The sequence below is a fragment of the Arcicella lustrica genome (assembly GCF_034930985.1).
In the GTDB taxonomy this organism is placed as follows: Bacteria; Bacteroidota; Bacteroidia; order Cytophagales; family Spirosomataceae; genus Arcicella; species Arcicella lustrica.
In genome coordinates, this window is sequence record NZ_JAYGIM010000012.1 from 1 (window position 1) to 26,984 (window position 26,984).

The 26,984-nt window shown below is 34.2% G+C and carries 22 protein-coding genes; 13 read left to right on the forward strand and 9 right to left on the reverse strand.

The window, feature by feature from the left end; genetic code table 11:
• Positions 1-497: 497 nt before the first annotated feature.
• Complete coding sequence (locus VB798_RS15535) at positions 498-2,918, reverse strand: DUF5686 family protein (protein ID WP_323259923.1); 2,421 nt, start codon at positions 2,916-2,918, stop codon at positions 498-500.
• Between the two features lie 325 nt (positions 2,919-3,243).
• Here VB798_RS15535 and VB798_RS15540 point away from each other — a divergent pair, with 325 nt between their 5' ends.
• The 5 genes from VB798_RS15540 to VB798_RS15560 all read left to right on the forward strand — a co-directional run bounded on the left by VB798_RS15540 (position 3,244) and on the right by VB798_RS15560 (position 11,121).
• On the forward strand, positions 3,244-5,430 hold the full coding sequence (locus VB798_RS15540; RefSeq protein WP_323259925.1) for an ATP-binding cassette domain-containing protein: 2,187 nt from the start codon (positions 3,244-3,246) through the stop codon (positions 5,428-5,430).
• Positions 5,431-5,433: 3 nt separating this feature from the next.
• On the forward strand, positions 5,434-6,801 hold the full coding sequence (locus VB798_RS15545) for an HlyD family secretion protein (RefSeq protein ID WP_323259927.1): 1,368 nt from the start codon (positions 5,434-5,436) through the stop codon (positions 6,799-6,801).
• Position 6,802: 1 nt separating this feature from the next.
• Positions 6,803-8,266, forward strand: a complete 1,464-nt coding sequence (locus VB798_RS15550) for a TolC family protein (RefSeq protein ID WP_323259929.1) — start codon at positions 6,803-6,805, stop codon at positions 8,264-8,266.
• Between the two features lie 171 nt (positions 8,267-8,437).
• Positions 8,438-9,667: a DEAD/DEAH box helicase gene (locus tag VB798_RS15555; protein WP_323259931.1), complete on the forward strand. Its 1,230-nt coding sequence runs from the start codon at positions 8,438-8,440 to the stop codon at positions 9,665-9,667.
• Positions 9,668-10,122: 455 nt separating this feature from the next.
• The gene (locus VB798_RS15560) at positions 10,123-11,121 is read left to right on the forward strand and encodes a THUMP-like domain-containing protein (protein ID WP_323259933.1); all 999 of its coding nucleotides are present in this window, start codon (positions 10,123-10,125) and stop codon (positions 11,119-11,121) included.
• A gap of 421 nt (positions 11,122-11,542) precedes the next feature.
• On the opposite strand, the gene VB798_RS15565 is transcribed toward VB798_RS15560, so the two are convergent.
• Positions 11,543-12,055: a methylated-DNA--[protein]-cysteine S-methyltransferase gene (locus VB798_RS15565; RefSeq protein ID WP_323259935.1), complete on the reverse strand. Its 513-nt coding sequence runs from the start codon at positions 12,053-12,055 to the stop codon at positions 11,543-11,545.
• Between the two features lie 67 nt (positions 12,056-12,122).
• Between VB798_RS15565 and VB798_RS15570 the strand changes: the two genes are divergently transcribed.
• From VB798_RS15570 to dnaJ, 3 genes are all read left to right on the forward strand, one after another.
• Positions 12,123-13,019 (forward strand): DNA-3-methyladenine glycosylase family protein, encoded by an 897-nt coding sequence (locus VB798_RS15570; RefSeq protein WP_323259937.1) that lies wholly within the window; start codon positions 12,123-12,125, stop codon positions 13,017-13,019.
• Positions 13,020-13,142: 123 nt separating this feature from the next.
• Positions 13,143-13,685, forward strand: coding sequence for a nucleotide exchange factor GrpE (locus VB798_RS15575; RefSeq protein ID WP_323259939.1), 543 nt, complete (start codon positions 13,143-13,145; stop codon positions 13,683-13,685).
• 63 nt (positions 13,686-13,748) lie between these two features.
• Positions 13,749-14,909 carry a molecular chaperone DnaJ gene (gene dnaJ / locus VB798_RS15580; protein ID WP_323259941.1) on the forward strand — a complete coding sequence of 387 codons (1,161 nt, stop codon included), beginning with the start codon at positions 13,749-13,751 and terminating at the stop codon, positions 14,907-14,909.
• 205 nt (positions 14,910-15,114) lie between these two features.
• Here the strand turns inward: dnaJ and VB798_RS15585 are convergent, their stop codons facing one another.
• The gene (locus VB798_RS15585) at positions 15,115-16,143 is read right to left on the reverse strand and encodes a quinone-dependent dihydroorotate dehydrogenase (protein ID WP_323259943.1); all 1,029 of its coding nucleotides are present in this window, start codon (positions 16,141-16,143) and stop codon (positions 15,115-15,117) included.
• 259 nt (positions 16,144-16,402) lie between these two features.
• Between VB798_RS15585 and VB798_RS15590 the strand changes: the two genes are divergently transcribed.
• On the forward strand, positions 16,403-17,032 hold the full coding sequence (locus VB798_RS15590) for a hypothetical protein (protein WP_323259945.1): 630 nt from the start codon (positions 16,403-16,405) through the stop codon (positions 17,030-17,032).
• A 12-nt stretch (positions 17,033-17,044) separates the two neighbouring features.
• The gene (locus tag VB798_RS15595; RefSeq protein ID WP_323259947.1) at positions 17,045-17,716 is read left to right on the forward strand and encodes a hypothetical protein; all 672 of its coding nucleotides are present in this window, start codon (positions 17,045-17,047) and stop codon (positions 17,714-17,716) included.
• Positions 17,717-17,752: 36 nt separating this feature from the next.
• Here the strand turns inward: VB798_RS15595 and VB798_RS15600 are convergent, their stop codons facing one another.
• Genes VB798_RS15600 through VB798_RS15625 form a run of 6 tightly spaced genes read right to left on the reverse strand, consistent with a single transcriptional unit; the run spans position 17,753 to position 21,071 of the window.
• Complete coding sequence (locus VB798_RS15600; protein WP_323259949.1) at positions 17,753-18,379, reverse strand: SCO family protein; 627 nt, start codon at positions 18,377-18,379, stop codon at positions 17,753-17,755.
• Positions 18,369-18,926 (reverse strand): toxin-antitoxin system YwqK family antitoxin, encoded by a 558-nt coding sequence (locus VB798_RS15605; RefSeq protein ID WP_323259950.1) that lies wholly within the window; start codon positions 18,924-18,926, stop codon positions 18,369-18,371. Before VB798_RS15605 ends, VB798_RS15600 begins: the two co-directional genes overlap by 11 nt.
• A gap of 38 nt (positions 18,927-18,964) precedes the next feature.
• Positions 18,965-19,711 carry a YHYH protein gene (locus VB798_RS15610; protein WP_323259952.1) on the reverse strand — a complete coding sequence of 249 codons (747 nt, stop codon included), beginning with the start codon at positions 19,709-19,711 and terminating at the stop codon, positions 18,965-18,967.
• Between the two features lie 25 nt (positions 19,712-19,736).
• Positions 19,737-20,201, reverse strand: a complete 465-nt coding sequence (locus tag VB798_RS15615; RefSeq protein ID WP_323259954.1) for a periplasmic heavy metal sensor — start codon at positions 20,199-20,201, stop codon at positions 19,737-19,739.
• Positions 20,198-20,491, reverse strand: coding sequence for a hypothetical protein (locus tag VB798_RS15620; RefSeq protein ID WP_323259956.1), 294 nt, complete (start codon positions 20,489-20,491; stop codon positions 20,198-20,200). Before VB798_RS15620 ends, VB798_RS15615 begins: the two co-directional genes overlap by 4 nt.
• Positions 20,492-20,498: 7 nt before the next feature.
• Positions 20,499-21,071 (reverse strand): RNA polymerase sigma factor, encoded by a 573-nt coding sequence (locus tag VB798_RS15625; protein WP_323259958.1) that lies wholly within the window; start codon positions 21,069-21,071, stop codon positions 20,499-20,501.
• Positions 21,072-21,289: 218 nt separating this feature from the next.
• Here VB798_RS15625 and VB798_RS15630 point away from each other — a divergent pair, with 218 nt between their 5' ends.
• The 3 genes from VB798_RS15630 to VB798_RS15640 all read left to right on the forward strand — a co-directional run bounded on the left by VB798_RS15630 (position 21,290) and on the right by VB798_RS15640 (position 26,872).
• Entirely contained in the window at positions 21,290-21,877 is a 588-nt protein-coding gene (locus VB798_RS15630) for an RNA polymerase sigma factor (RefSeq protein ID WP_323259960.1), read from the forward strand.
• Positions 21,878-22,005: 128 nt separating this feature from the next.
• Positions 22,006-23,115 (forward strand): FecR family protein, encoded by a 1,110-nt coding sequence (locus VB798_RS15635; RefSeq protein ID WP_323259962.1) that lies wholly within the window; start codon positions 22,006-22,008, stop codon positions 23,113-23,115.
• Between the two features lie 325 nt (positions 23,116-23,440).
• Entirely contained in the window at positions 23,441-26,872 is a 3,432-nt protein-coding gene (locus VB798_RS15640; RefSeq protein WP_323259964.1) for a TonB-dependent receptor, read from the forward strand.
• Positions 26,873-26,984 lie beyond the last annotated feature (112 nt).

Here is a 26,984-nt window from a genome sequence, read left to right on the forward strand (position 1 = left end):
AAGAAATGAACAGGAATAGAAGCCCAACTTAGCACAAAAACCAGTATTAACACAAAAGATTAAAATACATTTAGAAATAAAAAATAAATGGTGTAATCTTGGTAATACAATAAAAAAAATTGACAATCAATTCAGTTTTTAACCCCTAATACTGTCAAGCTTTTTTAGGATGAGACACTTTGTACAAAGCCCTTTAAGAATTACACAATACATAAATAATCTTCCTCAGAGGCGATTTCATTTTCCACAATTGATAAATAATTTTCCTCAGAGGCGATTTCATTTTCCTCAATTGATAAATAATTTTCCTCAGAGGCGATTTCATTTTCCTCAATTCAAAAATAATTTTCCTCAGAGGTGATTTCATTTTCCGCAATTCAAAAATAATTTTCCGCTGAAGCATTTTTATTTTCCGCAAGGACAAAAAAATAGCTGAAATACATCCATCTCTATAAGATTTGATGTATTTCCGCTAAGGAAAAAATGATTCATTTTTATCACCAATCAGGCGTTACTCCACCACGAACTCTTGCATTCAATGAAATTCTAATACCGAATTGTGTATTTTGAAACTTGGTGAAATCTTTGTTGGGTAAACCTCTATTATTATAAGCAAAAACAGCTTCAACTCTTAGTATTCTCAGAATTCCATCAATTCCATAACCAATTTCAACATTATGAATATCGTTGTTGGCAGTATAAAGATAATTAGCGAAAAGTTCTTCACGAATGCCCTTATTACGAATTGTGGTAGATTGTGTTAGAGCGAATTTTCTAAGCCCGACCATCGTCATGATGTCGATGTATGAGCCATTGGTTGAAAAATAAAAAGGGTCAATCAGCTTTTTACTTACTCCCCAAATATAATTATCGTAAAAACCTACTAAGCGATGCGTTGTAAGGGCATCGCCAATAGAAATCATGTTATTGTTTCCGTTGAAGTGCTTATAATCTGCGAAGGTCATTTTGTTCGCACTTAAAAAAGTACCTGCTTGGGCAATATAATTAAAATTGGTATTGATACTTAATGGGAAATTATGGGTGATTCCTAATTCTATGGTATGAAAATCTATCTCTGTGCCAAATACTTTTGGAATAGCTCCACGGTATTTAAAGGTAATCAAGGGCGATGAAGAAAAATCTACATAGCGAATACTATTACGATATTGTTTCTTGAGTGTAGGACGGTAATTAATCTGGAAACTTGCTAAGAAAGCATCGTTGCTTTGGAATTTTGTATTCGTAATTTCCTTGTTTTGAGGAAAGTTCGGAGAATAAGGGTCGCCGGCAAAGTTAATCCAGTAATAATTAGTGGTGTTTTCTAAAGGATAACGTCTTGCCCACTCCAAAGAAGTTTTGATACCGAAAGTATTCGAGAAACGGTCGTTATAAGAAAGATTGACAAAATCTTTTTCATAGATTTTTACGAAGTTCTTTTTTAATAAAAGCGTTGAAAGAGAGTTCAAGTCGAGCGCAACGGGCGTATCAACATTGTACTGTGAAATGAACGAACCACCAGAAACACTAAAATCTTCTCTTTGTGTTTTCCAACGAATCTTGACCATTCCCATCGAACGATTCTGTGTTACTGAATAGCGCCAAGTAGGGTCAATTTCCCACCAATCATAGCGGTTTCTACGATAGCGAAACAATGCACCTGTATTATAAACAAAACCTTCGACGGTATTAAAATTGAAATCTAAAACAGGAGATTTATAATAGATTTCATAAGGATAGTATCCACGTTTGGTATTGCCCCAAAAGTATGAACGACTGAACAAGACACTTCCTATTCCAAACTTTTGATTGGCTTGTCGGTAAGTTGAAAACTCATCAGGTTGTAAAGGGAGCGAGTTTTTGTTGTATGAACTAATTGGTAAGTCGGGAGTGAAAGCTTTGAAATCTGAATTGAGTTTTAATTGATACCAAACATTATCGTTTTGAATATCTGCTTCAGGAGCGATTTCAATTTTATCGTAACGTCTTAAACCAGAAGCAATGTTAGCATCACTCCATTGGTTTTTAAGGTTGGTACTCAAAGCCGACATTACTTGTTTAAATTGCTGAACCTCAAAATTTCGTTCTTGGATATTGACGATTTCCTTGAATTCATCTTCATTGGGGCGAATTAATTCAGGAATTATTTTATGAATAATACTCTGGTAATTCCAAACTTTAGCTTTGTAAGTATATTCACCTTCAAAACCCATCAAAGCACCAGTGGCAGTGATTTGAAAATGCTCAGGTACCCACTGGGTATTAAATGGCACATATCTTACTTGTATTTGATAAGTAATATTATAGTTTTTGACCTTTAATTCCACACTTTGTAGAAAAAAGTCCACATCGGTTAGGGAAATAATACCACTAAATACTTTTTCGTCGTTATTGTTTTTGGGGATAACTTTTATTTGATGAATTTTTACTTGATTAATGATTTCAGTGCCTAAGTACTCAAAATCATAATATTGGAAAGCCTTTGGCGAAAGTGGCGAAATGGCATTTGTTCCTAAAGTAGCTTTATAAAAGTTGGGGTTAATGTATTTATCAGGACGAGCCTCAGTATGATAATTATTTCTAATGGCTTTGTTGATAAAATGATAAGTATTATCAGCACTTACTGAAAACTGCGCAAAAGACTCAGACTGGTAAAGAAGATTTTCTTCAACACCTTCATTCATCAAGATGGGTTTCCATAAGCCCGGAATTTGCGTCCACTTTGCAGAATTTTGGATAAATACTTCTGCTTGATAGTTAACAAAAGCTTTATCATGAAGCGGAGCAAGCTCAATAGCTTTTTGAATAATGCTATTGGCATCTAAGTTTGAATCAGCATTATTTTTTTGAAAAGCGTACGAATTATTATATAAATTGATGGTCAAAAATATAAATAAAGCAATTATTTTTTTTACGAACATATTGTTTGTTTTGTTTCTGAATCTAGCATAAGCTTATAAAGTTTTAGGGTTTAGCGATTAAAGACTTAAACGTTGAAAATCAAATAAAAATTATTGATTAAACCAATGTTAAGAGTTATTAAAAAATTGAGGAGTAAATTTACAAACAAACTTTGGTACAATTATTTGTTATTGATAAATCTTAGTTTTATTGATAATATTTAACCGCTTATCAATTATTGAGATTTTTGCTAAACACAAGTAATATTTTAGTTGTTAGAACAATTAAATGGCATTAATTTCATTAATTAATCAAATTAATATTACACATTCAAACAAAAAAAATATGCAATCCACTCAGTTAAGCCTTATTGTTAAGAAACTAACCGAGTTTTACGGTACTGATTTTGACAACTTTGCGTATCAATCACCACTTTCGAAACAGACTACTTTCAAAGTAAACGAAATTGATGATTTTGTAAACGCACTTACGCAAGCAGCCCGAAAACAAAAATTCTTAGTAGTAGAAAATTATGCAGATGAGCAAGGTTTTAAAGAGCTCATTCAAGCCAACAACCACCCTGTAATTTTTTTTGATGAAAGTAAGGATGGCATTAAAACCATTTTTGCTGCCAGACAATTAAAAAACAGCAAGCCATTTTTTTATCAGTTTGTCGATGACAAAGGCGTAGAAGAAATTGATGAAAACCAATTGTTTCATCCAGCCACAGTCAGTAATCAAGCCGATAGCACCAAAGATGGGAAAGTAAGGTTTCTGGTTGTATATCCTTTAGAAAATATAGACGATACACCAATTGTAGAAGACATCAGCCCGATGAAGCGTTTGTTCAGAATGCTGGGTGCAGAACGAAAAGACATTGGTTATATTTACATTTATGCCATCGTCGTCGGAATTATCAGCTTAACCTTACCATTAGGAATTCAGGCAATTATCGGGTTAGTGTCTGGAGGTTTAGCTTTTAGCTCAGTTTATGTTTTAATTACCATCGTTATACTTGGAGTTACCATTTCAGGGGTTTTGCAAATTTACCAACAAACCTTAGTAGAAGTATTACAAAGAAGAGTATTTGCAAAAGCCGCTTTTGAATTCACCTATCGTATTCCAAGAGTAAAGTCCGAAGCCCTTTTAGGCTCTTATGCTCCCGAATTAATGAACCGCTTTTTTGATATTCTCAATGTTCAAAAAGCTCTTCCTAAAGTATTAATTGATATTACAGCCGCCCTCATTCAGATTCTCTTCGGTATTATTTTATTGTCATTGTATCATCCTTACTTTATTGCATTTGGTTTGTTAACCATCGCCATCGTCACTTTTGTGGTGTATTTAAATGCAGCAAAAGGGATGGAAACAAGTCTGGCAGAATCTAAATACAAGTATAAAGTTGCGCAGTGGCTAGAAGATATTGCTCGTACTTTATATGCTTTCAAGTCGGCAGGTTCTACAAATTTGCCAATGCAAAGAATGGATTACTTGGTGAATAACTATTTGAAATACAGAAAGAAACACTTTAAAGTATTGTTGATTTTGTACGGAAATGCAGTGTTCTTCAAGACTTTCGTGACAGCAGTTTTATTGATTTTGGGTACTTCATTGGTTATCGACCGACAAATTTCTCTAGGACAATTTGTTGCTTCTGAAATTATTATTGTATTAGTGGTGAACTCTGTTGAAAAACTTATTTCTGGAGCAGATACTGTTTTTGATTTGCTGACGGCAGTAGAGAAAATGGGTCATGTTACCGATTTACCTTTAGAACGCCAATCAGGATTAAATATTAATTTTCACGAGAAAAACGAGGGACTTGAAATTAAATTGAAAGATTTAAGTTATCGTTATCCGGGCGAAACTAAATATGTATTGAAAAAACTCAATGTCGATATAACACCTAAAGAAAGTATTTGTATTACAGGAACGAATGGTTCTGGGAAAGAAACTTTATTGAAAATACTTTCAGCGATTTTTACTGATTTTGAAGGAGCGATTAATTACAATGGCATGTCAATCAGAGATGTGAAATTAGATTCAATACGTGATAGCATTGAAAGAAATCTTGCATTAGATGCCATTTTTGATGGAACATTATTGGATAATATTGCTATGGGACGTTCAGGAGTAAAATACACTGACGTGAAATGGGCATTAGATAGTTTGAACTTAAGCGACTTTATTGCTGAACTTCCAGAAGGCTTAAATACTTCGATGATTGCAGGAGGAAAACGTTTTTCAGAAAGTTTTATCGCTAAAATTTCGGTGGCTAGATGTGTGGTTGAAAAACCAAAATTATTGATGATTACTGATATTTATCGTGAATTACACAAAGCAGAACGCCTAAAAACAATTGCTTTTTTAACTGATAAATCTAATCCTTGGACGCTCCTCACGATTTCAAATGACCCAATGGTAATGGCAGCATGCGACAAAGTAATCGTTTTGAACGAAGGCGAAATTGTGTTACAAGGAAAATATCAAGATTTAATCAAAGACATTCACTTTCAAGAAGCTATAGACTAAGATATGTTAAATTTATCAAAACAAAGTGTCAGTAAGCGAGTAAACGAGCAGTTTGAATTACATTCGCTCAATACGCTTCATACACCACGTTCGGCGGTAGTGCTAAAACGTTGGCTGATGGCTATCGTGGTGATTTTACTAATGGTGATGTTTTTACCTTGGCAACAAAACGTAACAGGGAAAGGTGATATTTCTGCCTTTACACCCAAAGATAGACCACAAAATATCCAGAATATTATTTCGGGAAGAATTGAAAAATGGCTAGTTAAAGAAGGTGATTTAGTACAAAAAGGAGATACGCTTTTGGTGATTTCTGAAACAAAAGATGATTACTTTGATCCAAACCTTCCTGCTCGTTTACAAGACCAATTAACAGCCAAAAAAGCTGGGCTGGATAGTTACCAAGCAAAAATTGTAGCCTTAGAACAGCAAATTGCTGCTTTAGAACAAAATCAAAAATTTAGTTTGCAAAAAGCTAAAAATAAAGTAAAGCAAGGAGTACTAAAAGTAACTTCTGATAGTACCGACGTTATTGCCGAACAAGTACAATTTAATATTGCTCAAACTCGATACGACAGGGGAGAAGACCAGTACAAAAATGGCGGTTTGGTTTCCTTGAGTGAGTTTGAATCACGTAAATTGAAATTGCAAGAAACAAGAGCCAAATTGGTTTCTACGCAAAATAAATTAGCTATTTCTCGTCAAGAACTTACAAATGCACAAATTGAATTGAATTCTATTGGAGCTGAATATGCTGAAAAAATTGCGAAAGCTCAGTCAGATAAAAGTTCGGCATTGTCTGCTTTGGCGGCTGGTCAGTATGAAATTTCACAGTTGAGTAATAAAATTACTAATGTTGATATTCGTAGAAATCAATATTATATCAAAGCACCCCAAGAAGGTTATGTCGTTCGTGCGTTAAAAGCAGGTATCGGCGAAACCATCAAAGAAGGTGAATCTATTTGTACGCTTCAACCTTTTGCGCCTGAAATGGCTGTAGAATTGTATGTAAGAGCGATGGATGTTCCTTTAATTACAGAAGGACGTGAAGTTCGTTTACAATTTGAAGGTTGGCCTTCTTTAGTATTTTCAGGTTGGCCATCAACATCAGTCGGTACTTTTGGTGGCGTGGTGAAAGTAATTGATAGAATTGATAATGCGAAAGGTGAATATCGTTTATTGGTCATCCCAAAAATTCATAAAGGCGAACAAGATTGGCCAAAACAATTAAGAATGGGTTCTGGAGTAGTAGGCTGGGTAATGCTTGATGATGTACCAGTTTGGTATGAAATCTGGCGTCAGCTAAATGCTTTCCCTCCATCATTGAAAAATGAACCTGAAGCCACTTTAAAATCTGAAAAAGCCAAGTAAAATGAAACAAACAAAAGTGAGTGACGTTTATCAAACTGGATTTTTTACAAGTAAAGGTTTTTCCACGCCACGATTTTACAACATATATTTCTTCCTACTTTTTGTACTGTGTATTCCTAAAGCGAATGCACAGTCAGCTTTTAGTTATGAAGATTTCAAAAGTTTAGTCTTGAAAAATCATCCAACCGTAAAACAAGCCAATTTGTATTTATCGGATGCTGATGCTGAAATCATGCAAGCAAAAGGTGCTTTCGACCCAAAGCTGTCATCAGATTTTGACAGAAAGGCTTTTAAAGGAGATGATTATTATAATCGTTGGAAAAATGCCTTGAAAATTCCGACTTGGACTGGTGTAGATTTTAAAGTTGGTTATGAACAAAGTACCGGTAAAAAGCTTTTGTCGGAAGAATCTTCTCGTTTGATGGTGGCAGGATTGAGTGTTCCAATCGGACAAGGGTTAGTGATTGATGCCAGAAGAAATACTTTAAAACAAGCCAATTTAGCCAAAAATATTGCTGAGGCAGAACGTCAGAAACTTATCAACAAAACCATTTTATACGCCGCAAAAAGTTATTGGGAATGGTGGTTTAGCTATCAGCAATTACAATTTGTACGTGAAGGTTATGATTTGGCGAATCAAAGATTTGTGGCAACTCGTGAACGTTCGAGAGTAGGAGAACAAGCTACGATTGATTCTGTAGAAGCAAAAATTACTTTACAAGATCGTGAAGTAGCCCTTGAACAAGCACAAGTAGATTTGCAAAATGCTCGTTTAGCATTGTCGAATTATTTGTGGGATGAAAAGGAAACGCCGCTAGAATTACCAGAAAATGCTTTTCCTCCATTATCAGCTGTTCGTAAAGTAGATGAAACGACACTTCAAAGTTTGATTACTCAGGCGAAAGTACAACATCCTGAAATTCAAAAATATGATTTGAAAATTCAGCAATTGGGTATTGAAGAAAAGTTCAGAAAGGAAATGTTAAAGCCTACTTTCAACGCTAATTTCAATTTAATTGCCGATAGTTTTAGCTCAAATCCTACTTATTCTTACGAAAATTCATTTTCAGCAAATAATCATAAACTAGGTTTTGAGTTTGTAATGCCACTTTTTCTAAGAAAAGAAAGAGGTAAATTACAGCAAATCAGAATCAAACAGCAAAGTACAGGTTTTGAACTGAATTTAGCTCGTCGTGAAATCATGAATGAAGTATATTCGGCTTACAACGAAGTGAAAAACTATGAGCGTCAGCTACGAATACAGCAAGATGCCGCTAGAAATCAAGAACTTCTTACAAAAGCTGAACAACGCAAATTTGATATTGGTGAAAGTACTTTATTTTTAATCAACACCCGTGAAAGTAAGTTGATTGATATGAAAATAAAAGTAGAATCATTAAAGAGTAAATACGAGAAAGCATTGGCAAATTTGGCATATACAGCAGGTTTGACAGAACTTTTATGATTTTTTTCTATCAAGTAGAATGGACTGTTAATTTGTATTTGTCGTAAATTTTAGCTATCTTTTCAAAATTGAACATCAACGTTTGTTCGTTCTTCGTGCTGAAATACTTACCGAGAGCCAACAAGTTCAAGACAATACTTGTTAGACGAGCAAATTTTAAACAAATACAAATTGACATTTCAAGATTTCAACTTTGATTCAAAGCTATTAGACGGCCTTGATTCAATGGGTTACAACAAACCAACTGCGATACAGGAACAGGCTATTCCGCTGATTCTGCAAAATAAAGATTTAATTGCCTGTGCTCAGACTGGAACAGGTAAAACTGCCGCCTTTTTATTGCCGACTTTGCATAAAATTATCAACACGCCTGAAAAACAAAGACATCTCAACACGCTGATTATTTCTCCCACCCGTGAACTCGCTACGCAAATCGACCAACAAGTTGAAGGATTGGGTTATTTCACAGGAGTAAGTTCCATTTCTATTTATGGTGGTGGTGATGGCGCTGCTTGGAATCAGCAGAAAAAGGCTTTAGAAGATGGCGCTGAAATTATCATTGCTACGCCAGGAAGACTTATTGCTTTGCTACAAATGGGGAAAATCAACTTTTCGCATTTAAAACATTTGATTTTAGACGAAGCCGACAGAATGTTGGATATGGGTTTTTACGATGATATTATCAAAATTATCAAGTATTTACCTGTTAATCGCCAAACGATTCTTTTCTCGGCGACGATGCCTCCCAAAATTAGATTATTGGCAAATACTATTCTGAAAAATCCTGAAGAAGTAAATATTTCTATTTCAAAACCTTCAGAGGGAATTTCTCAACAAGCCTATTTGGTGTTTGACACGCAGAAAATTAAATTGTTGACACATCTTTTAGAAGAAGGTAAGTATAGTAGCGTAATTATTTTTGCTTCAACCAAAGAGAACGTAAAACAGCTAGATAAAGAACTTCGTCATGCTGGATTAAAAGCCAAAGCGTTTCACTCTGATTTAGAACAGAAAGAAAGAGAAGACATCCTTCGTGAATTCAGAAGTAAATCATTGCCAATTTTGATTGGAACAGATATTCTTTCAAGAGGAATTGATGTAGAAGGAATTAACTTAGTGGTTAATTTTAATACGCCCCACGACCCCGAAGATTATATTCATAGAATCGGGAGAACTGCTCGTGCTGAGACAAAAGGCGTAGCAATTACTTTTATCAATGATAAAGATCAAAAGAAATTTGCTGCAATTGAAACCTTAATTGGAAGAGAAATCCCAAAAACACCGCTTCCAGATGGAATGGGAGAAGCTCCCGTTTATCAACCTAATAAAAGAGTAAATGCGGATGGGTTCAAGAAAAAACCATTTAAGAAAAAGAAAAAGTTCGTAAAAAAAGAGCAATAATAAGTAGTAAATATATTTTAATTGACATTTTTGTTTTTGTAAATAGTTGATAATTAGGTTGGTGAAATGATAATCGCCAATCTCTAATTACTAATCACTACTTGTCTATAGGCTGTTTCTGTTTTGTTAAAATTGAAGCAACAGCCTAAACTCAAACATTGTTTAACCCTTAAATGAATGTGAGTAACAAGAATGTCATTTCTACCGCTTAATTTTGTAGCTTAAAAGCTAAAATTATCGAATCGTCTCCAACATATTTACTTTCAGAAGAAGAAAAAACCTTTGTCAAAAATCATCTTAACGATGATGTCAATCAGTTACTTTTACAAGCAAAGCGTTTCCCCAATCTCAATATTCCCTATTTAGTTGCGCAAATTCAAGCCAGACAAAAAGCTAAAAATAAACTTCCTGAGTGGACTGAAAACCTTGATGTTTTCTTTCCTAAAATGCTTTCTTTGGAACAATCTTCCTCAGAAATTACTGCAAAATTTAAAGCTAGTTTAGTGCAAGGAGAAAGTATTTTAGACCTTACGGGAGGAATGGGAATAGACCTTGCTTATCTGAGTAAAGATTTTAAAAAAGCTTTTTATGCCGAACAAAATAGTGAACTATTGACAATTACACAGCATAATTACCAAGTGTTGGGTGTTAAAAATGTGAAATTTGTAGGAGGAAATTCTGAAGTTTTTTTAAAGGAAAGTCAAACAACATTCTCATGGATTTATCTTGACCCGCACCGACGAGATGATACTGGAAATAAAGTAGTAAAACTAGAAGATTGTGAGCCTAATGTGTTGAAAATTAAAGATTTAATTTTTGAGAAAACGGAGAAAGTTTTATTGAAAGTATCACCAATGTTGGATATTGATTTAGCAATTTTAGGCTTGAAAAATGTATCTGAAGTATATATTGTTGCGGTAGAGAATGAAGTAAAAGAAATCTTATTTAAGCTTGAAAAAGATTTTGAAGGAGAAGCCATGATTCAAGCCATCAATTTTCCAAAACAAGTACTTGTTGCTGGAAGAGATTTACCTGAAAAACACGTTTTTACTTTTCAGAAATCGGAAGAGAAAACGGCTGTCATAAGCTTTAGTTCACCAAAACAATTTTTGTATGAACCCAACGCCTCCATCTTAAAATCAGGTGCTTTTAGAATGACAGCTCAGGTATTTGGATTAGAAAAAATTGCACCGCATAGTCATCTTTATACTTCTGAACAATTGGTTGAACATTTTCAGGGAAGAACTTTTAAAATAAAAGCTGTTTGTAAATTGGATAAAAAGGAAATAGCCAAACATATTTCAGGTAATAAAGCCAATATTACCATCAGAAATTTCCCTTTGACAGTGAAGCAAATCAGAGAAAAATTAAAACTAAATGAAGGTGGAGACGATTATCTTTTCGCAACAACCGATACCCAAAATCAAAAGATTGTAATTGTTTGCAGCAAATAACCCATAGAACGAGTTTCCAACTCGTAAAAACAAAGTATTTGGATATATCTATTTCCTTGGATATGACGATTCCATCTTTATACATGAGACTTTAATTTAGTGATAAGACGATTCCATCTTTATACATGAGTATTTAATTTAGTAATATGGCAATTCCATCTTTATACATGAGGCTTTAATCTAGTGATATGGTGATTCCATCTTTATACATGAGGCTTTAATTTAGTGATATGGCAATTTCATCTTTATACATGAGGCTTTAATCTAGTGATATGGCAATTCCATCTTTATACATGATGCTTTAATTTAGTGATATGGCAATTCCATCTTCATACATAAGACTTAAATCTTGTAATATGATACTTTCCTTAATCAGTCTCCAAATCAGCCTCATATAAGACCTTACGAGTAAGTGAATTCATCAAAACATACTCGTCTGATAATTTCCAGAATGTTTAGCTTCGTGGTCTAAAAGCCATTTTTTTCTCCATAAATCTCCACCATAACCAACCAATGAGCCATTTGCACCGATTACTCTGTGGCATGGCACAACAATTGTAAATTTATTTGAACCATTCGTTGTTCCAACGGCACGAATGGCTTTTTCGTTACCAATCCTTCTTGAAAGTTCTAAGTATGAAATCGTTTTTCCATAAGGAATCGTTTCTAATTTTTCCCAAACAGATTTCTGGAAATCTGTGCCTTCGTGTTTGATAGCGAGTTCAAAATCTTTGCGAGTTCCTTCAAAATACTCTTTCATTTGTTGCTCAAATTCATCAATGATAGGAGGGATGTATGCCGTTACTTCTTTGCGTGGACTTGGCTTTTTCTGTGTTTCCACAAAAAGAATGGAAGTCAAATAGCTTTCGGTAGCTGATACTTCAATCATACCCAAAGGCGAATCAATGTATTTTGTGAAAATTTCGATAGTCATTTTACGGTCAGATTAGCAAGTTTCGGTTTTTATGGAAGAAAACAATTCAGTATTTTGCGTAAAAAACATGAATCCAATTCTCCTTCCCATTCCTCCACAGTTTTCTTTTCAAGAATGTTTATGGTTTTTAGATAGAAACTATGATGATTGTCTGCACGAAGTTCGGGAAAATTCTGTGTTAAAATTGCTTTCAGTAAATGAAAAACCAACTTTAGTTGAAATTAAACAGCTTGAAGAAAACTTGCAAATTGAAGTAATTCTTGGTGAGATTGACGAAGAAAAAATCTGCCATTTTGTAAGCGAATGGTTTGATTTAGAACGTGATTTAATGCCATTTTATCAATTATTAGCACTTGATGAAGATTTAAAATACATGGTTTCAGATTATCATGGATTACGTTTATTGGGAATTCCAGATTTATTTGAAGCTCTTTGCTGGTCGATTATTGGTCAGCAAATTAATCTTAGTTTTGCGTATAAGCTCAAACGTAGATTGACAGAAACGTATGGCGTCAAACAAACTTATCAAAATACGGATTTTTACTTGTTTCCAAAAGCTGAAATTATCGCTTCTTTAACGATTGAAGACCTTAAAAATATGCAATTTTCAACCAGAAAAGCAGAGTATTTAATTGAAATCGCTCGACATTTCTCTAATGGGTTTCTTTCAAAAAAGATGTTGGAAAGTCTTTCTACAGAAGAAGCTATTAGGAAATTAGTGGCTATTCGTGGAATTGGCGAATGGACAGCTAATTATGCTTTGATGAAATCTTTAAAACGTTTAGAATGTGTTACTTATGGAGATGTTGGTTTGTATAATGCGCTGAATTCCTTGAAAAATTTCCCTAAAAAACCTTTAAGAAAAGACTTAGATACTTTTTTTGAAGCTTTTAAAGATTGGGAAGCTTATACTGTTTTTTATTTATGGCGAAGTTTAGCGGTGAAGAATACAGCAATTCAATAAATCTGAGCATAAAAAACCGTAACTTTGTCAATTCAAAATCTGTCAATCTGACAGAAAAAACAAATGGCAAAACTTTTGAGAGTATTAAGCAAATATAAAAATAAAGCGAAAAGTATATTGAAAATGGAAAATAAGGAAGAATTACAGACAGAAGAACAAGTGTTGACCCAAGAAACTGACAATGTTTCTGAAAATATAGAAGCAGTAATTGAAGAAACAGTAGAAATTTCTGAAACTGAAAAACTTCAAGGAGAAATAGCGGAGTTAAAAGATAAATATTTACGCCTGTATTCTGATTTTGATAATTTCCGTAAACGCACGGCGAAAGAGAAATTAGAAATGATTCAATCAGCTTCAGAAAAAGTAATTGTAGATGTTATTCCTGTGATTGATGATATTGAAAGAGCTACAGCAAATGCACAAGAAGGAGAGATTTCAGAAGGAATTCAATTAATTTTCAATAAATTGATTAATACTTTGGCAACTAAAGGTTTAAAGCCAATGGATGCGAAAGGACAAGTATTTAATCCAGATGTTCATGAAGCGATTACTCAATTCCCAGCTCCTACAGAAGATGATAAAGGAAAAGTATTTGATGTAGTTGAAAAAGGATATTATTTGAATGAAAAAGTAATTCGCTTTGCGAAAGTTGTTGTAGCAAACTAAAAATATTAAGAGTAATGCTTATTGCTAAGTTTTATTCATTACTCTATTCATTGTTCAGAAAAAATGGCAAAAAGAGATTATTACGAAGTATTAGAAATTTCTAAGTCAGCTTCGGAAGACGAAATAAAGAAAGCATATCGTAAGATGGCAATTAAATATCACCCAGATAAAAATCCAGGTGATAAAGCTGCTGAAGATAAATTTAAAGAGGCAGCCGAAGCCTACGAAGTATTATCGAATGCACAGAAAAAAGCGCAGTATGATCGTTTCGGTCATGCAGGCATGAGTGGTGCTGCTGGCGGTGGTGGCGGTTTCAACGGCGGAGGCATGAATATGGATGATATTTTCAGCCAGTTCGGTGATATTTTCGGTGATAACAATCCTTTTGGTGGATTCTTCAATGGAGGAGGACAACAGCAAGGACGTAGAACTAGAAAAGGTTCTGATTTAAGAATTAAACTTAAATTGAACTTAGAAGAAGTTGCCAACGGTGTCGAAAAGAAAATCAAAGTAAAACGTCACGTTACTTGTAAGCCTTGTAGTGGAAGCGGTGCGAAAAACGGAACAGAACTACAGTCATGTCAGACTTGTGGTGGTTCTGGTCAGGTTCGTCGTGTTCAGCAAACGATGCTTGGGCAAATGGTAACAACTTCTACTTGTCCTACTTGTAATGGAGAAGGCAAGATGATTAAAACTCGTTGTGAAGTTTGTTTTGGAGAGGGTAGAGTGTTAGAAGAAGAAATCATTCCAATTAAAATTCCAGCAGGTGTTGCAGAAGGAATGCAATTATCTATGACGGGCAAAGGAAATGTTCCTCCTCGTGGTGGTGTAGCTGGCGATTTATTAATTGTGATTGAAGAAGAAGCAGATGAAGTATTACACCGTGACGGAACGAATGTAGTATATGATTTATACTTGAATTTCGCTGATGCTGCATTGGGTACTTCTGTAGAAGTACCAACCATTGGTGGGAAAGCTCGTATTACCATTGAAGCTGGAACGCAAGCAGGTAAAATCCTTCGTTTAAAAGGAAAAGGTATCAAAGAATTGAATGGATACGGTGTGGGTGATGAATTAATTCACGTAAATATTTGGACGCCTAAAACGTTAAGTCGTGAAGAAACTGAACAATTAGAGAAATTCAGAACTTCGCCAAACTTCCAGCCAAAGCCAAGTAAAAGTGATAAAAACTTCTTTGAGAAAATGAAGGATTTTTTTAATTAGAATTTAGAAGTGAAACACAAAATGTGTATTGGTTTTTGAATAAAGTAATAGTTTGATTGTCAATACATTGTAAATAAAAATCCCAAGAAATTGTCTTATTTGACATTCCTTGGGATTTTCTATATTTTGTTGAAATATAAAATTTTAGGTAGTAGAATTTGCCTAATATTTGAGCTATTTACCTAAAGAAAAGCAGTAATTATATTTAGTTTTTGCCAGCAATTTCCTTATTAATTTCACTTGCTAAAGCTGGACCTTCATAAATAAAGCCTGTATAGATTTGTACTAAACTGGCTCCTGCATTTAATTTTTCGATGGCATCTTCTGGAGAATGAATTCCACCAACTCCAATAATAGGAAATGCTTTATTTGACTTTTCAGATAAATAACGAATTACTTCTGTCGAACGCTTCTCAACAGGTTTTCCGCTTAATCCTCCCATTTCTGATGTCAATGAAGCAGATGAACGTAATCCTTCTCTTGAAATCGTAGTGTTTGTCGCAATTACGCCTGCAATATGTGTTTCTTGAACAATTTCAATAATATCATCCAATTGCGAATCAGTTAAATCTGGTGCAATCTTTAATAAAATTGGTTTTGATTTCGGACGTTTCTCGTTTTCTACTTGTAGTGTTTGTAAGAGATTTTTCAATGGCTCTTTTTCTTGTAATGCTCTTAGATTTGGAGTATTAGGCGAGCTAACATTTACTACAAAATAATCTACTACATCAAAAAGTTCATTAAAACAGATTAAGTAATCATCCACTGCATTTTCGTTGGGCGTTACTTTATTTTTACCGATGTTTCCACCAATTAGAATATCAGATTTACGTTGTTTTAATTTCAAAACGGCTTCTTTTACCCCTTCGTTATTAAAACCCATTCTGTTAATCAAGGCTTCATCTTCTTTTAAACGAAACAAACGTGGTTTATCATTTCCTGGCTGTCCTTTTGGAGTAAGCGTTCCGATTTCGATAAAACCAAAACCCATTGTCGATAATTCATCTACTAAAACAGCATTTTTATCAAAACCTGCGGCTAAACCTACTGGATTCTTGAATTTCAATCCGAATACTTCTCTTTCTAAGACTGGATTTTCGTAATGATAAATCGCCTTGAAAATGGCAGGAACAAATGGAATTTTAAACAGAAATTTTACTAAACTAAAAGTAATATGATGGGCTTTTTCAGCATCAAATTGAAACAATAGAGGCTGGAGGAGAAATTTGTACATGGATTGAGCTTTTCATGAAAATAATGACAAAATTACTAAAAGCCCCAATAAAATCCTCTCAAGGATTCAATATTTGAGAGGTTTTTTATTTAAGCCACCCACTTAAAAAATTGTTAATAAATCTTAAATATCACACCAATGCTATACGTTTACTTGTTTGGGATGGCATAAGCCAGTACTTTCGTCATCAAATAAATAACACTTAAATAATTAAAACAACTCTTACACTATGTTAAACAAAAAAATCCCCTTGCTCGTCATGATGTTTGTCATGATCAGTTTCCTCTCTAAAGCCCAGTATGAAAAAGGCTCAAAATTTTGGCAAGTTGAAGGTACTTTTAGTGGAGTATCAAGCTCTATTAAAAACAAAGACTTCAATTTCTATGATGCAGAAAGTAATAGCCATAGCATCGGACTATCTTTCAAAAGAGCAGTTTTTAAGGAAGATTATCTTGCGAAAGGTTGGTCGGTCGATTACAATTTATTTTCTGGTAAAAGTTCAGTGTCAAGCCCTAAGAATGAAAGCCAAACTTATATCCACAACATTGGCGTAGGTTACTTTGTGGATAAGTTTAAACCACTCAGTAAATCATTAGCCATTTATGGTGAAGTGAACGGAAAAATAGGATATAGTTTTGTAAATGGAAGTCCAACTTATACTAGTGTTGATGGCAGTAGTACCCATGGAAGTGATAGTTATAATATCGGTGCGGGAGTAAATTTTGGTGTTCGTTATTTTTTAAAGAAAAACCTATTTATTAATGGAGAAACGTCATTATTGAACTTAAATGTTTCTCATAGCACGTCGCCAATTAAACAGACAAATGTGTATTTCAATACCATTATGAATGTAAGTTCTTTGTCAATTTCTATCGGTAAATCATTCTAAACCTCTAAGAACATGAAATCAAACATAAAATTATTATACATCTTTGCTATTATCTTGTTAGCAAGTACTTATTCGAAAGCACAAGTTAATGCAGGTGAAACTTTTTTGCAGGGTTCATTAAATGCTAATAAATCATTCAATGATTTAGGATTTAATAATGGACGATACTCTGGCAGCATTGATTGGGGTAAATATGTCTCTAAAAACTCAGCTAATATTCTTTCATTGACAATGTCTTACGAAGGCGTAAATTTTGATTCACAAGTGTACAAGAATAACGTTTTTAGGGTTGGCTTAGCAAAAGGACATGAATACTACAAACCTATTTTTGGGAAATTTGGTATGTACGGACGCATAATGGGCGGTGTAAATTATAGCAATGCAGTCAATGGTATTAATTATGGTAATGGAGGAGTAGTAAAAAGTAATGAAAGTACAGAACATACAATAGGTGTCAATTTATTTGGAAGCGGTGGATTAATGTATAGATTAAATGATAGATGGGCTTTTTCAGGACAATTATTTAATCTAAATGTTGCTAGTTTAGGTTATACTTGGAAAGATGAACAAAAAATTCCCACTCAAGGTGCTACAGCAACTTCTACAAGAAATCAGTTTAGCTATAATTTCAGCCCCAATGTTTCATTCTCATTTGGTATCGGAATTAGGTATATTATTAAATAAAGTAAAAATCCCTTCGGAAAATTTTCGAAGGGATTTTTATTTCTCAGCTTTCAAAGCTTTAATATCTTCAATAAGATTTTCTATGTCTAAAGGAATTGTTCCATTATAAATTCCTCTGATTCTAAGCTTTTTATCGACTAAAATAAAATTTTCGGTATGCAAGAAATCATTTTCTTTTTTCTGTACTCCTAAATTTTCATCTGCAAAATATGAGTTTCTCACTAGTTGATAAATTGCTTTTTTGTCTCCCGTCAATAAATTCCAATTAGAAGTATTAAGCTTGTGCGTTAAGGCATAACGTTTTAAAACACTTACACTATCTCGATTAGGCATTACGCTGTAAGACATAATGCTGACGGTGCTATCATTAGGAAATGCTTTTGACACTTTTTGCATCGCTTCCATCAATCTCGGACAAAGGCTTGGGCAAATTGTAAAAAAGAAATTTGCGACATGAATTTTGCCTAAAACATCTTTTTCAGTAATACTTTTATTATCCTGATTTTTAAATTGAAAAGTTGCGATGGTATGAGATACTTCCTCAGCTTTCCAAACAGCCGTAAAATCAGGTGTATTATAAAAGGGAATTTTATTACTTTCTTGCTTTGTTTCGCATTGACAAAAGAGTAAACAGATAAGGGCGAAAATGGCTTTAGTTTTCATTCAAGAGAGTTTTTTCATTATTGCCCATACAGCCTTTTGCACCTAATAAGCCGAATCTTCTACCATTTTTTACTTCATAATTTGCCTTGATTTTGCCATCATCAAACCATATTTGTTGCACGCCTGTTGGCTGACTATTTTCATCATAATTACTCACCGAAAAAAGTTGTCCATTCGGATACCATTCTTTGTGATTTTTAATGGGAGCATCATTTTCAAATTCATATTCAAAGCGTTTTTGACCGTTTTCCCACCAAGCTTCGTGTTTGCCTGTTTTGTGGTTTTGACTGTAAAATCTTCGTTCTTGAATTTGTCCGTTTTCAAACCATTTTTCAGTTAAACCCTCTAGCTTTCCTTCAGTGAAATTTTGTTTTGACGCTAGCTTTTTATTAGAGTAATACTTTACAAGAGTTCCAGAAAAAGCTTTTTGCTGATAATGTAAAACATCATTGTTTTGAGAGAAAAGCTTTTCATCCCAAGTTATTTCTACTTGGGACGAATTACAAGCTACAATTATCAAAAGCAAAAAGGGGATGAATTTCAACATTAGGAAAGATTATTCTAAAAAAATATAAATCAAAAAAGCTATTTACTCACCGTTCCCGCCGTTCCATAGAAACCAGAACCATTGATGTAAGGGTCGGCATCAGTAATGTGATAATGATAAATGCCCTCTGGAAATTCTGTAGTAGCATGCGAGTGTCCATGCAAATTATCTAAATCGGCATTGGTGACAGCTTTCCCATTTTCTAGTGGGCCATAAACTGGAAATCCATCTAAAAGTAATCCTAGAAAAGCTGCCTTGCCATTTTTGGTGGTTAGATAAGCGGGTTCTTGATGATAATGATATTGACCAGTTTGTTGCGGGTGTCCCAAATATTGGTCGAATGAATTAATTTCATTTGTCAAAGGTTGGTTTGGTCCTGCATATTGATTGAAAAAAGGAATGCCATTCAAAGAAACACCAATTGGTCCAAGCTGAGTAGCTGAAGTATTACTTGCTTTACTAGGATGCAAAGGAATTTTAAAGACCAAAGTTTGCTCCAAAATACTATTCGGATTGATTGAAAACTTGCTATTAATGCCATTATAAGCTTCGTAACGAGCATCCGTTTTAGCAAAATATGGACTTTTGTGGTCGGGAATGCCGTTACTTCTAATCACTAAATAATCACCTTCAACCGTTGCAGTAACACTTGTTCCAGAGAATTTAGTTTTCAGTACAGAAATATCAATGGTTGAAGTATTAGTACTTGGTGTTAGGGTCGTATCATCGCTTTGCTTACAAGCAAGGAAGATAATCATGAGCAATAATAATGATGAATATTTCATGTTTTCAGGGTTAAATAGTGATATATTATGGTCTTGGCGGTGGAGGACCACCTTGTCTTCCCATTTTTGCTAAGATGTCCGACAGAAGACTATCAAGTAAAGCTTTTTGTTTATCAGTACAAATGGTATTTCTTACTTTTCTAAAATGTTTCAAGGTTGCTAAATCTTGCTGAATTACCAGTTTCGCAATTTGTTCACTCACAATTTTCGTTTTGAGAGAATCTTCAGGGAAAGCAATCATTTGAAACAATTCATTTTTCAGAGGACGCATTTGCTGATGAATTGAACGCATTTCTTGTTGATGTTCTTTGATGAGTACATCGTATTGTGCTATTTGCTTTTCTGTGAATTGTAATTCTCTTTCAACAAATTTGCGTACTTCTTGTCTGTCAGGATGAGGTGGTTTGTTATGAGTAAACCAAATAGTCCCTAACAAAAAAACATTGAGTAGCACCAGTAAACCGATTAACCAAGCAGATTTATTTTTCATGGTTCATATAAATTTTGGGTGGTTGTTATTCCTAAATAAGCGCCAAATTCCTCTTTACTCATGTCTGAATGCTGATTATTCAAATATATTTTACCAAGTGTAACAATGTTGAAACCAATAATCAACATACAAATAGCAAGCTTTGCATAAGTCATCCACGAAATCGTTGGGCGACTGAGCTCATTCATGCGATGTTTAATTTTGGCATACAAAAAGGGATTAGAAGTAACTGGCTGAATTTTTTCAATACTTTCCAGCGTTTTGGCTATTTCTTCTTCGATATTTTTCATGTTCAAATTATTTTTCGGATTCGTAATAATTTTTCAATTTCGATTGTAAATTTTGTTTGGCTCTGAATAGTAAAGATTCAATAGCCGAAATACTCAATTCCATCACTTCTGCAATTTCTTGATAACTCAATCCATCAATTTTATGCAATGAAAACGCTACTCTTTGGCGTTCGGGTAATTCATCCATTTTGCTAAAAAGTAAGTGTGTGCGCTCTTTGTTTTCAAGTAAAATTCCCGGATGATCTTCAACTACACTACTAGAATTGAGTTGTTCTTCTAAACCAAAAATGGATAAGACAAAGCTGAATCGCTTTTTTCGCTTCTTTTTTCTTAAATAATCCAATGATTTATTGACGGCAATTCTGTACAAAAAAGTAGATACTTTAGCGTCGCCTCTGAACGAAACAATTGATTCATACAACTCAATAAAAACCTCTTGTGTTAAATCTTCAGCTTCCTCGACATTCCGCAGAAAGCCCAGACAAGTATTAAAAACTTTGTCTTGGTACTTTTCCACCAAAAATCGAAAAGCCGCTTCATCAGCATTTTTTAACTTTTCTAAGAGTTCTTTTTCAAGCATTGACAACAATTGAGGTTCATTTACGCTTTAGATGTTATTAATTTAAAAAACTTGCGGAGCTTTTTGATTTTTTTTCAATAGAAGCTAAAAATATTAAAATCTGTATCGAAAAATTGTTTTCTGCTACAATTGCTTATGTGCTAATACTCATAACGAAATCAAGAGTTTCTAGTATTTATTGAATGTTTTGCAGTATTTTGCATCATTATTTTCATCAAATGGAGCCTAAAAACGATTACATAGCACTATGGAAATCCTTCCAAGAAGGTGATAGTAAAGCACTTGGGCATCTTGCAAACAATCATTACAAGGTACTTTTTAACTACGCCACCAAGTTTACGAAAGACAGAGAACTGATTAAAGACTGTATTCAAGATTTGTTTTTGTTCTTGTGGGACCATCGTGAAAAACTACAATCTTCTCCTTTTGTGACGATTTATTTGTTAAAATCGCTCAGAAATAATCTTTTCAAAAAACTCAATCAAGAAAAAAGAAACGCTTCGGATGATTTAGACATTGATTTACCTTTTACCGAAGGTATCAGTCCAGAGTCGGAATTGATTGAATTAGAAATGTTTTATGAAAATGAATCTAAACTAAAATCACTTCTTACTTCATTGCCCAAACGCCAACAAGAAGTAATTTTCTTGAAATTTTATGAAGGCTTGAGCATTGAAGAAATTGCTGAAATTATGGATATGAACCGCCAATCGGTTTCTAATTTGTTGCATCGAGCTATTTTGAATCTTAAAAGCAATTGGTTTCTTGCTGGACAATTGTTTTATGTACTTTATCTGAAAGCCTAATTTCTTCGGCTTTTTGTCTCTTCATTTTTCTTTTTCAAAAAAAATTAAAAAATATTTCATTTCAACTGAGTATGGAGTATTAGGTATCGGCTATTTCAAGTATAGAGCAAAATAATACAAATTATTCTATGTTAGATTACAGCCAATATACAGCTAATGAATTCGCTTTGGATGCGAGTTTCAGAAAATGGGTTTTGAAAAACACGCCAACAGAAAGCACTTTCTGGGAAAATTGGCTTGCTCAACATCCTGAAAAGTATGAAACTATCGAGCAAGCGAAAGCAATCATTCTTGCACTTAGAAATGTTCAGGAGGAAATCGGAGAAGAAGAAATCGCAGCAGCAATTGCTAAAATTGTAGATATAGCCGAACAAAGAAACATCAAAAAGGTAAATTTCTGGCAACATTATACTTTCCGCAAGTTAAGCTTAGCGGCTTCTGTGTTGTTAGTGACTTTAGTTTCCTATGTAGTTTTTGATAAATTATCCGAAAAAGAAACACCAACTTACAGTAATTCAGTAGCCAAAGTTGCACAGAAAACGAAATTCATTGAAATAAAAAACACTTCATCAACAAGCAAATTAATTACTTTATCCGACGGAAGTTCTGTGGTTTTACAAGCCGATAGTAAACTAAGTTATCCTGAAAAATTCACGGGTAATACTCGTGAAGTAGTACTTTCTGGAGAAGCTTTTTTCGAGATTGCTAAAAATCCTAATAAGCCATTTTTTGTTTATGCTAATGAAGTAGTGGCAAAAGTATTAGGAACAAGTTTTACCATCAAAGCTTTTGAAGACGACAAACAAGTACAAGTATTTGTAAAAACGGGTAAAGTTTCGGTTTTCTCTCAGAAAAATGTAGCGCTCAAAGAACAGCAAGTAAGCAAAGTATTAACGGGTTTATTGGTTTTACCAAATCAGCAAGCCACGTTTATTCGTCCGAAATGGCAATTTAAAAGAGCTGAATTGACTGCTCCGCAAATCGTCTCACTACCAGCAATTCAAAGTCAGAGTTTTGTTTTTAAGAACAAATCAGTACTTGAAGTGTTTGATATTTTAGAAAAAGCCTACGGAATTGAGATTGAGTACGATAAAACATTAATGGCTTCTTGCGAATTAACCGCAGAATTGGGCGATGAGCCACTCGCTGAAAAAATAAATCTTATTTGTGAAGTATTGGAAGCCAAATATGAAATGAAAGATGGAAAAATTGTAATTGAGGGAAAAGGATGTAAATGATCGTTATGAGTTATAAGTTTTTTAAGATAAAAACTGTAAAGTAGCTCTTTAAAATTTTAATAGAATCTATTTAAACAATTTCAAAACATAAACAATCATCAAACAGTCATTCAAATCAACGTGAAGTAACAAATCAATCAAATTTCGTGTAAAAAAAGCCGATGATGCTACCAACATCACCGACTTAAATATCCCTAAAAGTGCTCAAGCTTTTCAACATCAACTATTCATTTGATGCAGGGATTCTTTTGTGTCAGTCGTTCAAAACTAACAATTCAAAATTATGTCAAAAAATCGACAATTTAACAAGATTCCGATTAAGATCATGCGAATCAGTTTATTCCAAACCATTATTACCTTTCTGTGTATGTCGTTCGCAAATGCGAGGACTACGCATGCTCAGGAAATACTTGACCAAAAGGTAAGTATCAACGTTAGTCAGCAAGAAGTTGAGAAAATTCTTGAAAAGATAGAAACCGAGGCGAATATCAAGTTTATGTATAGTCCTCAGTTGATTATGGCTAATAGAAAAGTAAGTCTTGTCGTAAAGAAAGAGAAACTTTCAACGGTTTTAGAAGAATTGTTAAAGCCTTTGAAAATCAATTATGAAGTAGTCGGTAGAAAAATCTTGCTCAAAAGATTGAATGCCAAAACCACTTCTAAAATTGATGGAGAAGACAATTTAGGTTTTTTAGAAAGTAGCATAGAGCAAACCATCAAAGGAAAAATCACGGATGCCGAAAACAATGAAACCATTGCAGGCGTAAGTATTGCCATAAAAGGTACAACGCAAGGTACTACAACCGATGCTAATGGAAATTTTTCATTGGTGGTTCCCAACGAAAAAGCTGTGTTGGTCATCACTTCGGTTGGATATGACCCACAAGAAATAACAGTTGGAAATCGCTTTTCGATTAACATCAGTTTAGTCCCTGATAGCAAAAAACTGAATGAAGTAGTTGTGGTAGGTTATGGAACGCAAAAAGTAACCAATGTTTCTGGAGCAATTGCTACGGTAAAAGGGGCTGATATTGAAAAACTTCGCCCAGTTCGTCCAGAAGATGCACTTCAGGGTAGAGCTTCAGGTGTAACGGTTATTTCAAATGGTTCGCCGGGTTCAAAACCAACAGTTTTGATTAGAGGTATTCCTTCTTTTTCGGGAACAGATCCAGTCGTAATTATTGATGGCGTACCACAAACTTTGAATGATTTTAATTCTATCAATTCTGCCGATATTGAATCAATGAACGTATTGAAAGATGCGGCAACTACGGCTATTTATGGTGTGAAAGGTGGAAATGGTGTGATTGTCGTAACCACAAAAAGTGGTGGAAAGAATCAGAAAGCTGAAATTTCTTACAGTAGCAATTATGGTGTTCAGCAAGTAATGCAAACCATTGGCGTATTAAATGCAACTGAATACGCTGCTATTTTGAATGAAGGAAGTTTGGTTGCTGGCGGAGGATTGATTTTTAAAGATTTATCAACTTTGGGTGTTGGAACAGATTGGCAAAAACAAATTTTCAAAGATGCTCCTTTGCAATCGCACAATGTTTCGGTAAAAGGAGGAAGTGACAAAGTTCAGTACTTTCTTTCTGGTGGATATTTAGGGCAAGATGGTATTGTTGGCGGTGGTGAAAATTCAAATTTTAACCGTTTGAATTTTACAACGAACCTTACTTTTCAGATTGCTCCCAAATTAAAATTCTTGGCAAATACCAGTTATGTAAATATTAAAAGTGTTGGTGTCCAAGAAAACTCTTTCAATTCAGTAATTGGAAGTGCCTTGAACTTTGACCCAACTGTTTCTGTATTGAATACCGTACCAAATACTGTAGGGAAATATGGCTTTAGTAATTTATTACTTTCAGAGATTTTTAATCCTTTGACAAAATTGGATAACAATTACAATGAAAGTAACGGCAATAAATTATACGGAAAATTAGAGCTACAATATGAAGTAATCAAAAACTTGACGCTTTCTTCTCGTTTTGGTTATACCAATTTTAATAACACTTACAAATCGTTTACGCCACTCGTTTTTTATGGTCCTTTGAATGTAGAAAACTCTATGAATGCCGATGGCTCAACCGTTACTGGCAGACATAACAGCGTTTACGAATCTAAGCGAACCGACAATACTTATACTTTTGAAACTTTTGGTACTTATAATTTCAAAATTAATAATGACCATAATTTTGAAACAGTATTAGGGATTTCATTTGCTAAAATAGCTGGTGATGAAATCAATGGTTCAAGACAAGACGTTCCTTTTAATTCATGGACTTTTGCAGACCTTACTTCGGCAACGGGTATCAATACCGCTACTAATACCAATGCGCAAACAGTTGGAAACGGACAATATTTTAGAAAAAATCTTTCTTACTTCGGTAGAGTAAACTATGATTATAAAGACAAATATTTAGTATCGTTTTCTGCTCGTCGTGATGGTTCTTATGCTTTTGGGATTGATAATAAATTTGCCAATTTCTATGCTGGTTCTTTGGGCTGGGTAATTTCAAATGAAGATTTCTTTAGTGTTGATTTCTTGAATTACTTGAAAATCAGAGGTAGTTATGGCTCAATTGGTAACGAAAACGTTAACCCGCAATATGTAGGTATTATTTCTGGAGGACCAAGCTATGCAGGCGATGCCAACAGTAATGGTTATACTTTTGGCAATACTTTTACGACTGGTTCTACGGTGGGTTCTTATGCCAATACCACTTTGCGTTGGGAGAAACAGTTACAAAGCAACGTTGGTTTTGATGTTCGTTTTGGCAATAATAAATGGTCGCTTTCTGCAGATTATTTTGATAAATCGGTTGATGGTTTATTATTTACGCCTTCTATTTCACTGTATTTGGGTGCTGCTGCTGCACCAACTGCGAATATTGGTTCAACCAAAAGTAGCGGTGTTGACTTGAACCTTGGTTATAATGCAGAAATCCTGAAAGATTTAAAATTGAATACAAACGTTACTTTTACTACTTCTAAAAATTTAGTAACCGCTACTAATTCAGATGGAACGGCTATTATTCCGGGTGGTTCTTATTTCAACGGACAATCACAAACGGCTACTCGTTTCCAACAAGGTTTTGCTCCGGGTTATTTCTATGGATTTAAAACCAATGGACTTTTTCAAAATACTTCACAAATCGCCGAAGCTCCAAAACAAACTGGTGCAGTTCCAGGTGATATTCGTTTCGTAGATGTCAATGGTGATGGACAAATCACAGGTTTAGATAAAACGCAAATCGGTAATCCTTTCCCTGATTTTACTTTGGGTTGGAACGTTGGCATTACTTATAAAAATCTTGATGTAAACGTATTTACTTATGCGTCTGTGGGAAATGATATTTACAGAGCCTATGAAAGAAATGCGATTTACTCTAACAAATTCAGATCTGTTTTAGGAAGATGGACGGGCGAAGGTTCAACTAACGATGCCAATAATCCTCGTTTTTCATTTGTTGATGCCAACAGTAATATCAGGGTTTCGGACCGCTATGTGGAAGATGGTTCTTTCGTGAAAATCAAAAATGTTCAAGTTGGTTATACATTACCATACTCTTTAGTGCCTAAGAAAGTAGTGAATAAAATCCGCATTTATGCGCAAGTAAAAAATGCTTTCACTTTCACGAAATATTCAGGTTATGACCCAGAAGTACCCGGTGGTGTATTAGATACTGGTGTTGACCGTGGTACTTATCCGCAAGCAAGAACTTGGTCTATTGGTGTTGATGTGAGATTTTAAAAATAGCTGTAAGCGATAGGCTTTAAGCGGTAAGCTTTTTGTCTGCCTACTGCTTACAGGAAACTAAAAAATATTAAAATGCTTAAAGCTTACAGCCTACTGCTTCACAGCA